Genomic DNA, 16,459 nt, shown 5'->3' with positions numbered 1-16,459 from the left:
TCCCACACCTCACTCCGCGCCTCAGGAGGCACTCCACCCATGGCACCGCGCTCCGCTTACCGCCCCTTCGCCGTCACCCTGACCCGTCGGACGCGGCTGAGCGACACCTTCTACCGCCTCACCTTCACCGGCCCCGAGCTGGCCGAGTTCGCGGACACCTGCCTCGATCAGCGCATCAAGCTGGTGTTCGGCACGGACGCGCAGCTCGACGAGGCCGCCGCGGCGGACGACTGGGCGACCTGGTGGCGAGAGCAGCCGAACGAGTCACGCCCGACGATGCGCACCTACACGGCCCGGTACGTCCGTCGCGACGCCCGCGAGGTCGACGTCGACTTCGTCACGCACGGCTCGGAGGGGCCCGCCAGCCGCTTCGCCCTCACAGCCGAACCGGGCGACCGGCTCGTCATCGTCGGCGCCTATGCCGACCATCCGGAGGCAGACACGCAGGGCCTCGCATGGCGTCGGGACGGCGCCCCCTCCGTCCTGCTCGTGGGTGACGAGACCGCACAGCCCGCGATCGCGAACATCCTCCGCAGCCTGCCCGCCCATGTCTCCGGCGCCGCCTTCGTCGAGGTCCCCTCTCCCGGAGACGCGATGGAGATGGTCACCGACGCCGAGGTCGCCGTCAGCTACCTGCCTCGCTCCGCGTCCGATGAGCGCGGCTCCCTGCTGGCCTCGGCGGTGTTCGCGTGGGCCGACGAGCGCGCGGAGGGGGCGGCCGATGGTTCGGCGGCGGGCACCTCGGGCCACGGATCGCCGTCCGCAGGCGGCGCCTCGGCGGCCGGTTCCGCCTCCGACGACGAGGATGCGACGACGACGGAGACCGGCATCCTCTGGGAGGAGGGCGCCGCAGGTCCGGGACTGCGGGTGTGGGTCGCCGCGGACGCGCAGACCGTTCGCGAACTGCGACGCGGACTGCTGCGGGAGCGGGGCTATGACCGGAAGTCCTGCTCGTTCATGGGGTACTGGAAGCAGGGTTCGCGCGAAGGCGAGTGAGTCGCCGGCCATCCGACGTTCGGACTGTGCTCGGCTGTTGCTGAACGGCAACAGGGGACACCGGATGCGCACACCGATCCGCACCTCGGGGTGCTCAGCGCTGGAAGCATGAGAGTGCACGCAGTCACAGCGCCACGAGGAGAGCACCATGCGCACCACCACGATCATGAGGACCGCCGTCGCGGTCGGCGGATTCGCCGCAGTCATGTCCCTGTCCGCCTGCGACGGGATCACCATCAACTTCGGTGAGGGCGAAGGCGAGGGCCAGCAGCCCGGCACGAGTGAGCCCGCTGCAGACCCGGACGCCGGCACCGCCGAGACCGAGGCCGCAGGCGGCGACGGCACCGACGACGACTCCACAGGTGAGAGCGCAGCCGGTGGAGACTCCTCCGACACCGGCACGAGCGGTGACGACACGACCGGCAGTGGGGGCACGGACACGTCCGGAGGGGACTCCGGGGACGACACCTCGGAGCAGAACGCAGGCTTCACCCTCGACGAGAACGGCAACGGGGAGATCCCCGAGGACGTGCTCGAGGACGACATCACGCAGGCCTACGCGGACCAGGGGACCACCGTGGACTCGGTCGACTGCTTCAGCGGCATGCACGTGTACAGCAAGTCGGGCTCGCAGAGCTGCGATGTCGTCGTGGCCGGCGAGGAGTACTACGGCGTCGTCAAGGTGACCGACGTCGTCGGCCAGAACGTCTACTACGAGCTCGAGTTCGCAGGCATCGACTTCTGAATCGCGCAGGCTGACGGGTCGACCGACTGACCCGCCGTCTCGCTCGACCAGCACCCCCGCATCCACCACCGGAGGAGACTTCCATGCACCCGATCCGCACCGGCGCGGTCCGCGCCCTGGCCGTGACCGGCGGAACCGCACTCGCACTGTCCCTGGGTGCCTGCGGACTGCTCGACGACCGGACCGACGAGGTCCCCGAAGGGACCCAGACTCAGGAGGCGGCACAGACCGCCGACGCGGGCAGCGGCCCCAAGGGCATGTCCTCGACAGGGAACGGACTGACGGAACCCGGCGAGGGCGCCGCCACGGACGGCGGTTCCACCGACGCTCCCGAGGACGCCGCTCACGACAGCTCTGACGATGCCGCCGCCTCCGGTCGCGGCGGCGCGGGACCGGAGGACGGCGAACCGCGGACGGCTTCACTGGCCGGCGACGACTCGATCGACATCGACGACGAGGGCAATGGCACGGTGCCCAAGGAAGCGCTCGCCGCGGACATCGAGGACCTCTTCGTCAACTCGTACGACATACCGGTCGACGACGTCACCTGCTCGTCCGACATGACGGTCGTCGCGTCGCGCGGCTCGCAGAACTGCGAGATCGTCACGACGGAGCGGTCGTACTACGGCACGGTCGCGATCATCGGCTTCGAGGGTGAGATGGTCGAGTACGAGCTCTACTTCCCCGGTCTCGACGAGGACGCGCTCGACCTCTCCGACGGCTGATGTCGCCGGGATCGGGGCGAGGCTGACCGCTGGACGCACCCAGGCAGGTGAACCCACTCGCACGCAGCGGAGGCGCCGACGTCGATCACGTCGGCGCCGCTGCTGCGTGCGGCGTGCAGCGGGGTCGATCAGTTCGGCAGCACGGCGTCCGCCTCAGCGGAGCCGAGGCCCGCGCTCTCGTCGACCGCAGCCTCCTCATCGAGTGAGAAGCCGTCGTCCTCAAGGAGCGCCTTCGAGGTCGTCGCCGCAGCCTGCTCGTCCTCGACGACCGTGAACCGGATGGTCTCCGTGAACTCGCGGTCGTACCGGTCCGTGCCTGTCACCTCTGCGGTGTGCGTGCCGAGGTCGAGGTCCCCCGGGATCTCTGCGCGCCACAGGTGGGAGCTGGTCTGTCCGACACCGCCCGAGGTGCGCAGATTCTGCGAGGCGGTGTACGGGTCCGTGTACTCCCACCCCTTGCGCAGCTCCTCGCCCTCACCGGGCTGCGTGTGCTCAGCGACGACGGGGCTCGTACCGTCGAAGCTCACCTCGACGTTCGCGTCGGTCGTGCCGGCGAGGAAGCTCGACGTCAGCCAGGTGTCGCCTGCGGCGAGGTCGTCGCGGGTGACGACGCGTTCGGAGATCGCCTCCGGCTCCTCGCCCTCCTTGTCCGCGTCCTGCCAGTCCTGTGCCTCCTGGGCCCAGTCGCGCCACTCGGGGGAGTTGACCCCGAGCAGCAGCTGATGGTCGTCCGATTCGTTGCGCACCGTGTACCGCTCGCTGCGGTCGGAGCCGTCGAACTCGAGGGTGAGGACGCCGGGCTCGGAGGCGTCGGAGGTGAACGCGTACGGGAGGCCGTCGGAGTTGAGGCCGCCCGAGTACCAGTCGCCGGAGACCGCGCCCGCGACGAGCTGGGTGTGGGAGAGCTCTTCGATGCCCTCTTCGGCCCACTCCTCCCGCTGGTCGCCGGCCACCAGGTTCTCCTGGGTGTGGGTGTGACCGCCCACGGTGACCGCATGGGGGTAGTCGGCGATGACGTCGTACAGTTCAGCCGCGTTCTGGACCACGAGATCGCGGTGGGTGAGCATCGGCGCGTGCGTCGCGATGACGACGTGCGCGTTCTCCGGCACGTTCGCCAGGTCGTTCTCGAGCCACTCGAGCTGCTCGTCGCTGATGCTCTCCGTGTACGCGTGGGTCGACTCGTCACCGGAGTAGTCGATGCTGTCCAGCACCACGAAGTGCGTCTCGCCCACGTCGTAGGAGAAGTACGCAGGACCGAACTGGTCACGGAACGTGTCGAGCGAATGCGCGTCGTCCTCCGCGTCGAAGTCCATATCGTGGTTGCCGGGGGCCGCGCGGACGGGGCCGTTGACATCCGAGTAGATGTCGCGGAGGTCGTCGTTGAGGCTCAGGTCGTCACCCACGTTGTCTCCGAGCAGGAGAACACCGCATGCCTGGTAGTCGTCGCGGTCGACGAGGTCGCGCACGGCCCCGTCGCGGGCGTAGCCGATCTCGGTCTTGTCATACGCCTGGGTGTCGGATGCGATCGCGCAGTCCTGCTCCGCGGCCGCGGTGGCCTCGGACTCGATCATCGGGAAGTTCACGGCCCGCGGCGTGTCGCCGGTGGGCTCCATGCCGCCGAACTCCAGCTCCGGCGAGCCCTCCGGCATGTGGTTGTAGCTGAACTGCGCGAAGCTGTCCTCATCGACAGGAACCTGCCATCCGGACGGCTGGGTCACGGAGACCGTCATGTTGTCGCGGACGGGGAGCTCGTATGAGCCCTCGCCATCGGTCTGCACGACGTCGATGCCGTTGGACACCGCGACGCCGGGCACGCCGCGCTCGTCTCCATCCAGCTTCGAGTTCTGGTTGACGTCGTCGAACACCTGTCCCTCGAGGACGTCGGCGTCGGCGGCCTCGCCGCGGTCGACCTGGACGTGGCCCTCGTAGAGGGCTGCGGGGGGATCGGCGGCGTGGGCAGGAGCGAGCGGTGCCATCAGCGCAAGGACGGCGACGGCGCTCAGTGCGGTCACTGCGGAGGGCAGGAGTCGTCTTTCGTGCATGGGGCGTGTCCTCTTCTCGACAAGATGAATGCGTGCCGAGAGAAGACACTAAGGAGACTCAAAGACGGCCGAGTGAAGCATCTATGGCCCGTCAATGAATACGGGATGATTCACTCGAATCCAGTCAGATCCCACAGAACAAGGCCCGCGACCTGCAGTGATGCATACCTGAATAACATTCAGGGCGATTCTCGGACACTCCAGGAATCCCTCCTCTGGAGCCTCGAACGATATCGCCGAATTGATTGAAATGACATCATTCCCAGTTTCACTCAATTGCCGGTCGAACGATCACCGCAACGAATCGACCGCCGTGTCGACGACGTATTCGGCGATGGCCAGCGAGCTCGTTGCGCCCGGCGACGGCGCGTTGCGCACCTGAGTGAGACGACCGCGGGAGGTGATGACGAAATCGTCTACGAGTGTGCCGTCCGGGTTCATCGCCTGGGCGCGCACGCCTCGGGCCCCCGGGCTCACAGCAGCCGCGTCCAGCGTCGGCACGAACTTCTGCGCCTCCGCGATGAACGCCTGCGGACTCAGCGCGGTGCGCGCCTCGCGCGCGGCGGCGCGCAGGTTCTGGGACGCGAACTTCCAGAAGCCCTTATAGCCCAGGGTCCTGCCCATGTCTCCGAAGTCGATGCCCCCGATCGGACCCAGCTTCCGCTCGTACTTCTCACGCCCCAGCGAGAGGAACGCGTTCGGGCCCAGGATGAGCGACCCGTCGATGCCCCGCGTCAGGTGGACGCCCAGGAACGGGTACGCAGGATCGGGGACGGGGTAGATGAGGCCCTTGACGACCTCGGCGGCGGGGCCCTCGGCGACGAAGTAGTCGCCGTAGAAGGGAACGATCCGCGGTTCCTCCTCCAGTCCGCTCGCCACCGCGAGCCTGTCTGACTGGAGGCCCGCACAGGTGATGGCGAGATCGTAGGTCCCGGCGGCCTCGGTGATCTTCGACCCCTGTGCCCCGGGCAGCGCGAGCATCACCCGGACCTCCGACGACAGCGCGTCGAGGCGGGCGACCTCCGAGTCGTACCGGATCACGCCGCCGGCGGCCTCGAGGTCGCGGCCCAGGGATTCGGTGAGAGTCGCGTAGTCGATGATCGCGGTGTGCGGCGAGTGCAGTGCCAGCACGCCGCGGACGTTCGGTTCGACCTCGCGCATCTGGTGTCGGTCGAGCAGCCGCACGTTCGGCACGCCGTTGGCCTTCGCACGCTCGAAGATCGCCTCGAGGCGATCGACCTCGTCCGTGTCCTGCGCGACGACGAGCTTGCCGCACTCGTCATAGGGGACACCGTTCTCCACGGCGTAGCGGATGAGCTTCTCCACTCCCGTGCGGCACAGCCGTGCTTTGAGCGATCCGGGCTCGTAGTAGAGGCCCGCGTGCACGACTCCGGAGTTGTGCCCCGTCTGATGCGCGGCGAGCGTGGACTCCTTCTCGAACAGGGTCACGGTGGCGTCGTCGAATCGGTGGGCGAGCTCGCGGGCGACGGCGGTGCCGATGATCCCGCCGCCCACCACGGCGATGTGCTGGGGCTGCCCTCTCATGTGGTCAGTGTCTCAGAGTCGATCCGGCCGCAGGGGTCTCGACGATCATCCGACCCCTGCGAGGAGACAGCGGATGAACGGTGGATGACGGTCGTCTCCGCACAGTCCTCGACCGTGACCGGTCGTGCCAGCATTGTCGTTGCGGCCGGCTGCGCCGTCCGCTGACCAGGAAGTGCACCACCTGAAGGAGTGAACATGACCGAGCAGAACGTCGATCCGCAGTCCGACTCCACCTTCACCTCGCAGGATTCCGCAGCATCGAACCAGGCCGGATCGGATTTCGAATCCGCCCCGGGGTCGCGTCCGGAAGGCTCTTCCGAGGGCTTCGGCGGCGACTCCCGCGCAGAGGGCTCGGACATGCAGGGCGGGGCCCAGAACGCCCGCTCCTCCGAGGACAGCGGCCGCACCGACTGGTGAGCGCCTCGCGATAATGGATCGGTGCCCCCGTCCACTCCACTCGGAGCGGACGGGGGCACCGATCCATCTGCGTGCGGCACACTCGCGCGGCGCACCGGATTCAGCCGGCGGCACTGTCGGAAGGCAAGGCGTCATGTCAGCATGGAGGTGCCGGTCGACGTTCGCGTCGGCACGCCCGACCCAGATCCGAGGAGGCCCCCATGGCTGACACAGGCAGTGACCGGAAGACCGACCCGATGCTCAGCGATCCGGACGTCGCGGACGACGCCGCTCTCTCCGATGAGCCCACTCTCGCGGAGCCGTCGCCCGATGAGATCCGGGACGCAGCGGACGAAGCAGCCGAGCCTTCCAGCATCGACGACGAACTGGCCGACCGGGACGAGGACCGACGGCTCAAGCAGGTCCAGCCCGGGTCCGAGGGGCCTGCCGGGACCGGCATCGAGGGCGCTGAAGACGGCCTCGGCGAGACGAGTGACGATGCTGGGCCCATCCGCGACGCCTCCGGCTACGCGAGCGATCACTCCGCGGATCTGCAGTCGGCCGCAGAGCAGGGCAATCGGGCAGGCGACGAGATGACCTCGTCGGACCTCGACAACGCAGAGGCCACCGACCTCGCGGGTGACGACCTGGGCGTCGATGCGCTGGCCGATGATGAGGCCGAGCGCGTCGACTCCGTCGACGGACTGCGCACAGCGGATGGAGAACCCGACGAGAGGTGAGGCGCTGATGTCCGCGATACTGGGGGTGTGACTGACCCCAACCCGGCACGGGGAGACTCTGCGGCCTCGGCAGCCGCCCCCGGCACGCCCCCCGCGGACAGCCTCGTCGTCGAAGGCGACAACCTCGCCGTCCTGCGCGCCCTGCTCCCGGCGCACCGCGGCACGGTCAAGGTCGTCTACATCGACCCGCCGTACAACACCGGCAATGCGCACGTGTACCGGGACCGATTCGGCACATCCGGGCCGGTGACCGGGGCCGCGGGTCATGCCGAATGGCTCGCGTTCATGCGTCCGCGGCTCGAGCTCGCCCGCGAGTTCCTGCGCGAGGACGGCGTACTGTTCCTCCACATCGACGACCGGGAATCGGCGTACGCGCAGATCCTCGGTCACGAGGTGTTCGGAGAGCACAACAGCCTGGGCACGCTCATCCACCAGCGGGCGAAGGGCGGCGGGAACGCGCGCATGTTCGTCCGCGGCCACGACTACATCCACATCTGGGGGAAGGACGCGGAGCAGGTCGCACCCTTCGTGACGGAGAAGAAGCCCCCGGCCCGCTACGAGACCATCGACGGCAGGCGCATGCTCGTCGACGACGACTTCCTCCGCGTGAGCTTCGGCCGCTACCGGCGCGGCGAGGAGCGTCGTCTCATGTACGAGGACATCGAGACCGTCCGCGGCAGCGCGAAGAAGGCGGAAGTGGATGCGCGCCTGGCCACCGGCGACTACATGCTGCGGCCGTGGGGCGACCCCGATCCGGCCACGGGCGAACGCAGGCATGCGGTGCTGCGCCTGACCCCCGCCGAGCAGGCGACGTCCAAGCTCTACTCGATCATCCGGGTCATGAACGCCGACGGGAGCGCCGATCTCGACTCCCTGGGCCTGGGCGGCGTCTTCGGCTACCCCAAGCCCGTCGAACTGCTCCGCATCCTCATCGAATCGCAGACGTGGTCCGACCCGGATGCGATGGTGCTGGACTTCTTCGCCGGATCCGGCACGACGGCAGAGGCAGTCATGCGTGCCAACCTGCGCGACGGAGGCCGTCGCCGCTTCCTCCTCGTCCAGGTCGCGGAACCGCTGCGGACCGCGTACTCGTCGACGGGCGGGCGCATCATGGCCGCGGCGCCGACCCGAGGACCCGGGATCGCAGGGCCGACTCGAGGACCCGGGGCCGCGGAGCCGGCCGGGGCCTCGGCGGCGTTCGCCACGATCTCCGCCTTCTGCGCGGAGAGGGTGCGGTGCGCGGCCGCGGCGCACGAGGAGGCGGGAGGTGCGCCCGTATCAGTGCGATTCCTCGGCCAGGACGAGCTCTGACCTCTCGCGGTCCCCACCGCTCTGGGGTTATTCTTCGACCATGTGCATGACCTGCATTGGCGCATGACCTGCACTGACGATGACGTCACGACCGGAGGAGCCCGCCATAAGCAAGCCGACGAACAGCCACTCCCCCCGTGCGGAGGTGAGCGGCACAGGCCTGGCGAAGGTTCTCAGCAGCCGGGATGCCCTGTTCGTGGGATTCGGGGCGATGATCGGCTTCGGCTGGATCGTCCTGACCTCCGGCTGGCTCCAGAGCGCGGGCACTCTGGGGGCGATGCTCGCGTTCGCCGCAGGCGGCGTCATCATGATCTTCGTCGGACTCGTGTACTCGGAGCTCGTGGCGGCGATGCCGTTCGCCGGCGGTGAGCACAACTACCTGCTGCGCGGCCTGGGGCCCCGAGGTGCGGTGTTCGGATCGTGGGCGATCGCCGGCGGCTACATCTCCGTCGTGATGTTCGAAGCGGTCGCGATCCCGCAGACGGTCGAGTACATCTTCCCGAATCTCTCGCAGATCTATCTGTGGAACGTCGCGGGCTCCGACGTCTACCTCACGTGGGCGATCGTCGGATCCGCCGCGGCGCTCATCATCGGCCTGATCAACATCCGCGGCATCAAGACGGCCTCGCTGGTCCAGACGTTCGTCGTGAGCTTCCTGCTCATCGTGGGCGTCCTGCTGATCGTCGGCACCTCAGTGGGTGCCGAGCCGTCCAACGCACAGCCGCTCTTCACCGGCGGGGTGCCCGGCATGATCGCGGTGCTGGTCGCCGTGCCCTTCCTCTTCGTGGGCTTCGACGTCATCCCGCAGTCCGCGGAAGAGGTGAGGGTGCCGCCACGGCAGATCGGCGCACTCGTCGTCGTCTCCGTCCTCATGGCGATCGTCTGGTACCTGCTCATCATCTTCACGTCGTCGATGGCGATCCCGTCGTCCGACCTCGCGGGCTACGAACTCGTGACGGCGGATGCGCTGGCGATCCTGCTGGGCCACGAGATCTGGGGCACCATCGTCATCGCCGGTGGCCTCGCGGGCATCATCACCTCATGGAACGCCTTCCTGATCGGCGCGTCGCGCCTCCTGTTCTCGATGGCGCGGGCACGGATGATCCCCCTGTGGTTCGGGAAGCTGCACCCGCAGTACCGCACCCCGTCCAACGCGGTGATCTTCATCAGCGCGCTCGCGTTCGTCGCTCCGTTCCTGGGATCGGGGATGCTGGGCTGGATCGTCGACGCCGGATCGCCGGCGATCATCATCGCCTACTTCATGGTGTCGGTCGTGTTCCTGGTCCTGCGGAAGAAGGAGCCGCACATGGACAGGCCGATGCGGGTGGGCGGACGTGGGAACGCCGGCGGCACGGTGATCGGTGTCCTGTCCGTCATCCTCACCGCCCTGCTGCTGTTCATCTACATCCCGGTGACGCCCTGGTCGGCGCAGCTGGGCTGGCCGTCATGGGTGATGTTCGGTGCGTGGATGCTGCTGGGCATCTGCTTCATCGCGCGTCTGCCGGGCGGCATCAGACCGGGCGAGAAGGCGGAGGCGGATCTCATCGCCGCGGTGCAGGCGAAGCGCGGGGAGACCTGAGGAGCGGCTCGAGGCCATACGCACCAACTTTCATCAGACCGCATATGAAAGAACGTGTGCGGTCTGATGAAAGTCGGTGGCTCCTGGTGACGGATGGCGGGTGCGGCAGGCGGCGGAACCAGAGGCAGGGCCGATCGCTCAGCCCAGCACCCCGGAGGACCGGAGCGCCGCCACATCGTCAGCCGTGATACCCGCGGACGCCAGCAGCTCCTCCGTGTGCTCGCCCACGCGAGGTGCTCGCGCCGGCTGCACGTACGGCTCGCCGCCGCCGCGCACAGGACGAGCGCCTCCATCGGCGGAATCGATACCGGCCTCGGACCCTCCCGCCTCTGCTCCTCCGGCCCACGACGCGCCGCCGAGGTCCGCGAAGCGCGGAGCCGGTGCAGGCTGCCGGACGTCCGCCTCATCCCGGTAGAAGAGGTCGCGGGCGACGTTGTGGGGGGCGGCCTCGGCCTCGGCCCACGACCGGATCCCCATCGTGCACGCGTCGGAGCCCTCGAACAGCTCGTCCAGCTCCGCCCGCGTCCGCGCCGCGATGGCCTCCGTGAAGACGGCACGCTGGGCGGCCCAGTGCTTCGGGTGCCGATGCTCGCCCGGGCCCATCGCGGGCAGTCGGTCGGCGATCCCCAGCTTCTCGACGAACTCCGCGTAGAACTGCGGTTCGATGCAGCCGACGCTCACGAAGTCGTCGTCGGCCGTCCGGTACACGTCGTAGAACGGGGCGCCGGAGTCCAGCAGGTTGCGGCCGCGGTCCTCGCGCCACAGCCCCTGTGCCTCGAATCCGAACTGCATCGCCCACAGCAGGTTGGCTCCGTCGCCCATCGTGGCGTCGACGACTGCGCCGGTACCGCTCGTCCGTGCCCGCAGCAGCGCGGCGACGATGCCCAGGGCCAGCTGCATGCCGCCGCCCCCGAAGTCGGCGGCGAGGTTCGCCGGGAACTGCGGGGCCTCGTCGGCGCGTCCCAGCTGCGCGAGGAGTCCGGAACCCGCGATGTAGTTCATGTCGTGTCCGGCTCGGTGGGAATCGGGACCCGTCTGCCCCCAGCCTGTGACGCGCCCGTAGACGAGTGCGGAATTCTCCGTCATGAGGTCCTCAGGGCCCAGACCCATCCGTTCGGCGACACCGGGCCGGAACCCTTCGACCACGCCGTCCGCCGTGCGCGCCAGGCGGCGCACCGCGTCGACGCCTTCCGCGGATTTGAGATCGAGCACGATCGAGCGCTTCCCCCGGTCCAGCACGGGGTTCACCGGATCCATGCCGACTCCGCTGCGGCTGCCGGCGGCTTCCTGGGGACGGTGGATGCGGATGAGCTCTGCGCCCAGGTCCGCGAGCACCATGCTGGCGAATGGGCCCGGCCCGATCCCGCCGAGGTCGAGGATGCGGATCCCCGCAAGAGGCAGCGGAGGGGCGGCAGGTTCGGTCATGACGACTCCTTCGTCGAGGGGCTGCGGACACATGCCGTGACACGCACTAGGCGAACGATTGCTAAGTTGGACACTAGACTTCCGCTCACCGGCGGGCAAGACGGCCGACGCCGATCCCTGCCCGCGCAACCCGCCGGCCTGCCGGCCCACCTGCTCGCCGGCCTGCCGGCTCGACCACGCTGCGCCTCACCACAGGAGACCGAAACACCGTGACCGTTTTCCCCGCCTTCGTCGCCACCCCGCAGATCCGCTGGTCGGACCTCGACCTGCTGGGACATGTGAACAACGCCCGCATCGTCACGCTGATCGAGCAGGCCCGCATCGACTGGCTCAACACGATGCGCGACCGCGAGGCGATCGCCGCGCCCAAGCTGGTCGCCCGCGTCGAACTCAACTACCGCACGCCGGTCCTCTACGGCCCCGAACTCCAGGTGCAGCTGGGCATCGGACGCGTCGGCGGGTCGTCCTTCTCGATCACGTGCCGCGGCATCCAGGACGAGACCGTCGTGTTCGACGGGCTCAACGTCATGGTCATCCTCGATCGTGAGACCCAGCGCCCGACGCGCATCCCCACCGTCGACAGGGAGTTCCTCGCCCAGTTCGGCACGTTCGATCCCGCACACGTCATGGACGTCTCCGCCGCACCGCTCGCCGCCGCTGTGAGCTGAGCAGACGACTCACACCCCCAGCGACACCCCGTCGCGGATCCCGAACCGCTGCGCCAGCACGTCGCGGGCCGCGTGGAACCCGGCCATCCCGTGGACGCCGGGACCCGGCGTCGTCGCCGCGGAGCACAGGTACGCCGAGGTCCCGGCCAGCCTCTTCGTCTCCCACGCCCACCTGGGCCGTGCGACGAGCCGGGCTGGCCCCAGCCGCCCACCGCTGATGTCCCCGCCCACGAGGTTCGCGTTGTGCTCGGCCATCCGGCTGGCGGGGGTGCCACGCACTGCGACGACCCGCTCCCGGAAGCCGGGAGCGAACCGCTCGATCTGTGCGAGCACGGAACGGGTCGGGTCGATCGGGCAGTCGGCGGGCACGTGCGCATAGGCCCACACGGGTCGCAGCCCGTCCACCACGCGTGACGCGTCGAACCGCCCCGGATCGCTGACGAGGACCACGGGCCGGGCAGGCATCCGACCGGCGACGACCTGCGCCTCCGCCGCCGCCATCTCTGCACGCGTCCCGCCCACGTGCACGGTCCCCGCATCGCCGAGGCGCGGATCTGCCCACGGGATCGGCCCGTCGAGCACCAGGTCGACCTTCGCCGCTCCCGGCCCGTGCCCCAGGCCCCGCAGCCCCCGGCCCACCCGGGCAGGGAGAGCGTCGCCGAGCACGGCGGCAGCGGCCTCGGCGGTGGTGTCGAAGAGGACTGCGCGGGCGGGCGGGAGGTCCTCGACGGACCGGACCCGGACACCGGTGCGGACCTCTCCCCCGTGGGCCGTGAGATCTGCGACGAGCGCGTCCGTGATCGCCTGCGAACCACCCCGGGGGATCGGCCAGCCGTCTGCGTGGGCGAGCGTGGCGAGCAGCAGCCCGGTCCCGGCCGTCGTGAGTGAGGGCTGCCGTCCGATCGCGTGGGTGGCGACACCGGTGAGCAGGGCCTTCGCCCGCTCCGTGCGCCACGGCAGGTTCCACAGGGGAGTGCCCTCGCCCGCGACGCGGAGGCCGAAGGAGCCCAGCGCACGGATCGCGGTGAGCCGATCGGCACTGCGCGGCCCGTCGGGGGCGCCGCGACGGACGCCGTCCCGACCACCCGCACCTCCCGTGAGCGGCGGCAGCGAGCGCTTGTCGCCCAGTGCTGCGGCGACGAGCGCGTCCGGCGCAGCGAGCAGTGGGCGGAAGAACCGCTCCCATGCGCGGGCGTCGGGCCCCATGCCGGCCGCGGTGCGCCCGAGGTCCCGGTGGGCGAGCGCTGCCGGCCCCGTGTCGAACGGCTGGCCGTAGGAGACCTCCGGGGTGACGAGCTGCACGCCGCGGCTGCGCAGGTCGAACTCGCGGAAGAACGGACTCGCGACCGCCAGGGGATGCACCGCGGAGCAGAGGTCGTGCACGAGACCGGGCGCCAGTCCGAGGTCGAGGGTGCGGGCGCCCCCGCCCAGCGTCGATTCGGCCTCGAGGACGACGACGGACAGACCCGCCCGGGCGAGGACCACCGCGGCGGCGAGACCGTTGGGGCCGGAGCCGACGATGACCGCATCGGCGTCACGCGCAGGACCGGCACTCATGGCGCCATCGTAGTGCGGCGGTCGCGCACCCCGGCGCTGTGGAGCCGCCGCATCCCGGCCTCACGGCATCCATCGTCACGGACGCACCCTATTGACGTAAGTACGTAGTTCCGTACTATAGAGGCATGAGCACCCCACCTGACGAGCCCCTCCGCACTCGGATCGCGGAACTGGAGGCGCGCATGGATCGTCTCGAGGGTGAGCGCGCGGCGCGCCCTGTTGACGGCGAGCGCATCCCTCCAGATCAGGGCCACGGACAGGCGGGGACCGCACAGGCGGAATCTGCACAGCCAGAGACCGCAGAGGCGGACCACACACAGCCGGAGTCCGCTGCCACTGGCCCCTCGTCCTCCGATCCCGCCCGCCAGTCCGCCGATGACGACCCCTACTGGGTGCTCACGGGCCTGCAGGATCGCTACCCGGATGATGACGTCGTCCTCTACGGCGGCACGATGTCCACCGCTGCCGGCGGCTACCGCTGGCAGTACGGCCTGCCGACGCGGACAGTGCTCGACGGCGACTTCGCCGACGCCGCGCCCGCCCTCAGTGCGCTGGCCCACCCCGTGCGCCTCACGCTGCTGCAGGCCGTGCTCACCGGCACGCACGCGACCGCGGACCTCGCCGCCCTGCCGGGCCTGGGCACGAGCGGACAGGTCTACCACCACCTCAATCAGCTGTCCTCCGCCGGTTGGCTGCGATCCCCCCGCCGAGGCCGCTGGGAGGTCCCCGGCGAGCGCACCATCCCGCTCCTGGCCCTCGTCATGGCCGCGAGCACGTAGCAGCCACCAGCCGCCCGTCCCGGATGCTCCGACCTCTGCCCGCCTCGTCAGGAAGAGACGCACCATGCACACATCGTCCGCGCACCCGACGCCGGCGCCGCCACCGAGCGCACGGCCTCCCCGCCCAGCGCGACGCCCGTCCTCCCGCCGCCTCGTCGCTGCGGGCGTCGCGGTCGGCTCGATGCTCGCCCTCGCCGCGTTCACTCCGTGGGAGCGCGGTCTCACCACCGCACCCTCCGGCGACGCGCACCTGGCTGCGGAGCTCGAACCGTTCCTGGACTCGGGCTACATGCGCGATGCCTCGGCCGCGGCGATCGAACCCGACGGCACCGTCCGCTTCACGGGCTGGGGAGCCGACGAGCACGACCGGTTCGAGATCGGATCCATCACGAAGACCTTCACAGCCGCTCTGCTCTCCGACGCGATCGAGCGCGGCGAGCTGACGGCGGAGACCACGCTCGGGGAGGTGTTCGCGGAACTCGCGGGGACCTCGGCGGGGGACCTCACGATGGAGCAGCTCGCGACCCAGCACACGGGGCTGCCGAAGTCCGCCGACAGCGCGCCGCTCACGCAGCTGTGGAAGGTCTACCTCCGCCTGGACCCGTACGTCGAGGACCTGCCGTCGCTGCTCGAGCGGGCGCAGGACTTCGACACGGCGCCCGGCACGTACGTGTACTCGAACACCGGAGTCGCCCTGCTGGGGCACGCGGTCGCGCACGCAGCCGGCACCGAGTACCCGCAGCTGGTCCACGAGCGCCTCCTGGAACCGCTCGGCATGGAGGAGACGATCGTCCCGGAGTCGCGCGCCGACCTCCCGCCGGACGCCCCGGCCGGGTTCACGAACTCCGGGATGCGCACCGGCCCGTGGACACTGGGGGCCTCGGCACCGGCCGGCTCCATCCGCTCCACCGCGCACGACATGGCGATCTGGATGCAGGCAGTCGTCGCTGGCGACGCACCGGGCGCCGACGCCGTCGAACCGCGCAGTGAGCTGGAGGGCGGCGGCGCGATCGGCTACGCGTGGCACGTCACTCCCCTGGACGGCACGGACATCACCTGGCACAACGGCGGCACAGGCGGCTACCGCTCCTACGCCGGGTACTCACCGGACGGCCGGGCGGTCGTCGTCCTGTCCAACACCGAGACGTCGGTCGATGCCGCGGCCGGCTATCTCACGACGCAGCCCGGCGCTGCAGGCGGACCCGGGGCGCAGCCGGAGCCCGAGGCCGCCGACGACACGATCAGCAAGGAGTGACCATGTTCCAGAGCATCGTCATCCCGCTCATCGGCACGGTCGTCCTCCTGGGCTGGCTGGTGCCCGTCGCGTGGGCGCTGCGCCCCGCCCAGACGCGTCAGGCGGATGCGCTCGTCGCGGATGGACCCGGCGGCGCCTCCCCCTCGGCGGCCGACGCTCCGACACAGCAGCACAGCTCGCTCGCCGGGGCGAAGGTCGCACGTGCCCTCACCCGCAATGGCCTGCTGGGAGTGCCGCTCGCCATCCTGACGGCCTTCCTCGTGGCCCGGCTGCTCTTCGACCTGCCGGGGTGGTTCCAGCTCGCCTGGGTCGTGGGCATCCTCCTCGCGGGCTACGCGATCTGGCGGTGCGCCCTGCTCTGGCCGAGCGCCGGACGTGAAGAGGACCTGCGTTCGGTCGTGACGGCGCACGGCATGCGCCCGGTGGGACTCCCCTGGGCCATGATCGTCACGGCACTGGTCGTCCTCGCGGTCTGGTTCCTCCCGCCGCTCGTCTTCTGACACCGGGCGGCACTGCGAGCACGAGGGGCACCTCCGAAGGGCGGCTACGAGAGGCACCTCCGAGGTGCGTCTCCGAGGTGTGCCTCCGAGGTGCCTCTCCCCTGCCGCCAGACCCACCGCCGCATCGGGACACAGACCCACCGCCGGGTCGGGACGCAGTCCCCACGCGTTCCGGATCACAGCCCCGATGCATGAG

Annotated in this window: 15 protein-coding genes; 11 read left to right on the top strand and 4 right to left on the bottom strand. The window is 70.0% G+C overall.

What is annotated here, in order from left to right:
- Window positions 1-39 precede the first annotated feature (39 nt).
- The 3 genes from BJEO58_RS05610 to BJEO58_RS05600 all read left to right on the top strand — a co-directional run bounded on the left by BJEO58_RS05610 (window position 40) and on the right by BJEO58_RS05600 (window position 2,466).
- Window positions 40-996, top strand: coding sequence for a siderophore-interacting protein (locus BJEO58_RS05610; RefSeq protein WP_101588459.1), 957 nt, complete (start codon window positions 40-42; stop codon window positions 994-996).
- 148 nt (window positions 997-1,144) lie between these two features.
- The gene (locus BJEO58_RS05605; protein ID WP_101588458.1) at window positions 1,145-1,741 is read left to right on the top strand and encodes a DUF4333 domain-containing protein; all 597 of its coding nucleotides are present in this window, start codon (window positions 1,145-1,147) and stop codon (window positions 1,739-1,741) included.
- Between the two features lie 83 nt (window positions 1,742-1,824).
- The gene (locus BJEO58_RS05600; RefSeq protein WP_101588456.1) at window positions 1,825-2,466 is read left to right on the top strand and encodes a hypothetical protein; all 642 of its coding nucleotides are present in this window, start codon (window positions 1,825-1,827) and stop codon (window positions 2,464-2,466) included.
- Between the two features lie 128 nt (window positions 2,467-2,594).
- Here BJEO58_RS05600 and BJEO58_RS05595 read toward each other — a convergent pair whose 3' ends face one another.
- On the bottom strand, window positions 2,595-4,508 hold the full coding sequence (locus tag BJEO58_RS05595) for a calcineurin-like phosphoesterase C-terminal domain-containing protein (RefSeq protein ID WP_101588454.1): 1,914 nt from the start codon (window positions 4,506-4,508) through the stop codon (window positions 2,595-2,597).
- A gap of 291 nt (window positions 4,509-4,799) precedes the next feature.
- A complete protein-coding gene (lhgD, locus tag BJEO58_RS05590; RefSeq protein ID WP_101588452.1) occupies window positions 4,800-6,053 on the bottom strand; it encodes an L-2-hydroxyglutarate dehydrogenase in 1,254 nt (417 codons plus the stop codon).
- 195 nt (window positions 6,054-6,248) lie between these two features.
- Between lhgD and BJEO58_RS05585 the strand changes: the two genes are divergently transcribed.
- From BJEO58_RS05585 to BJEO58_RS05570, 4 genes are all read left to right on the top strand, one after another.
- Entirely contained in the window at window positions 6,249-6,470 is a 222-nt protein-coding gene (locus BJEO58_RS05585) for a hypothetical protein (protein ID WP_101588450.1), read from the top strand.
- Between the two features lie 200 nt (window positions 6,471-6,670).
- Window positions 6,671-7,189, top strand: coding sequence for a hypothetical protein (locus BJEO58_RS05580; protein ID WP_101588448.1), 519 nt, complete (start codon window positions 6,671-6,673; stop codon window positions 7,187-7,189).
- A gap of 27 nt (window positions 7,190-7,216) precedes the next feature.
- On the top strand, window positions 7,217-8,500 hold the full coding sequence (locus tag BJEO58_RS05575) for a site-specific DNA-methyltransferase (protein ID WP_101588446.1): 1,284 nt from the start codon (window positions 7,217-7,219) through the stop codon (window positions 8,498-8,500).
- Between the two features lie 145 nt (window positions 8,501-8,645).
- Complete coding sequence (locus tag BJEO58_RS05570; protein WP_246075914.1) at window positions 8,646-10,079, top strand: APC family permease; 1,434 nt, start codon at window positions 8,646-8,648, stop codon at window positions 10,077-10,079.
- A gap of 138 nt (window positions 10,080-10,217) precedes the next feature.
- Here the strand turns inward: BJEO58_RS05570 and BJEO58_RS05565 are convergent, their stop codons facing one another.
- Window positions 10,218-11,504, bottom strand: a complete 1,287-nt coding sequence (locus tag BJEO58_RS05565; RefSeq protein WP_246075913.1) for a CaiB/BaiF CoA transferase family protein — start codon at window positions 11,502-11,504, stop codon at window positions 10,218-10,220.
- 209 nt (window positions 11,505-11,713) lie between these two features.
- On the opposite strand from BJEO58_RS05565, the gene BJEO58_RS05560 reads away from it, so the two are divergent.
- Window positions 11,714-12,172, top strand: a complete 459-nt coding sequence (locus BJEO58_RS05560; protein WP_180951837.1) for an acyl-CoA thioesterase — start codon at window positions 11,714-11,716, stop codon at window positions 12,170-12,172.
- Window positions 12,173-12,181: 9 nt separating this feature from the next.
- Here BJEO58_RS05560 and BJEO58_RS05555 read toward each other — a convergent pair whose 3' ends face one another.
- Window positions 12,182-13,729, bottom strand: coding sequence for a phytoene desaturase family protein (locus BJEO58_RS05555; RefSeq protein ID WP_101588439.1), 1,548 nt, complete (start codon window positions 13,727-13,729; stop codon window positions 12,182-12,184).
- Between the two features lie 125 nt (window positions 13,730-13,854).
- On the opposite strand from BJEO58_RS05555, the gene BJEO58_RS05550 reads away from it, so the two are divergent.
- The 3 genes from BJEO58_RS05550 to BJEO58_RS05540 all read left to right on the top strand — a co-directional run bounded on the left by BJEO58_RS05550 (window position 13,855) and on the right by BJEO58_RS05540 (window position 16,263).
- Window positions 13,855-14,508, top strand: coding sequence for an ArsR/SmtB family transcription factor (locus tag BJEO58_RS05550; protein ID WP_101588436.1), 654 nt, complete (start codon window positions 13,855-13,857; stop codon window positions 14,506-14,508).
- Window positions 14,509-14,572: 64 nt separating this feature from the next.
- Window positions 14,573-15,763, top strand: a complete 1,191-nt coding sequence (locus BJEO58_RS05545) for a serine hydrolase domain-containing protein (protein ID WP_101588434.1) — start codon at window positions 14,573-14,575, stop codon at window positions 15,761-15,763.
- A gap of 2 nt (window positions 15,764-15,765) precedes the next feature.
- On the top strand, window positions 15,766-16,263 hold the full coding sequence (locus BJEO58_RS05540) for a hypothetical protein (protein WP_101588432.1): 498 nt from the start codon (window positions 15,766-15,768) through the stop codon (window positions 16,261-16,263).
- Window positions 16,264-16,459 lie beyond the last annotated feature (196 nt).

The organism is Brevibacterium jeotgali (assembly GCF_900169175.1).
Classification (GTDB): domain Bacteria; phylum Actinomycetota; class Actinomycetes; order Actinomycetales; family Brevibacteriaceae; genus Brevibacterium; species Brevibacterium jeotgali.
This window is presented reverse-complemented; position numbering and strand designations above follow the sequence as displayed.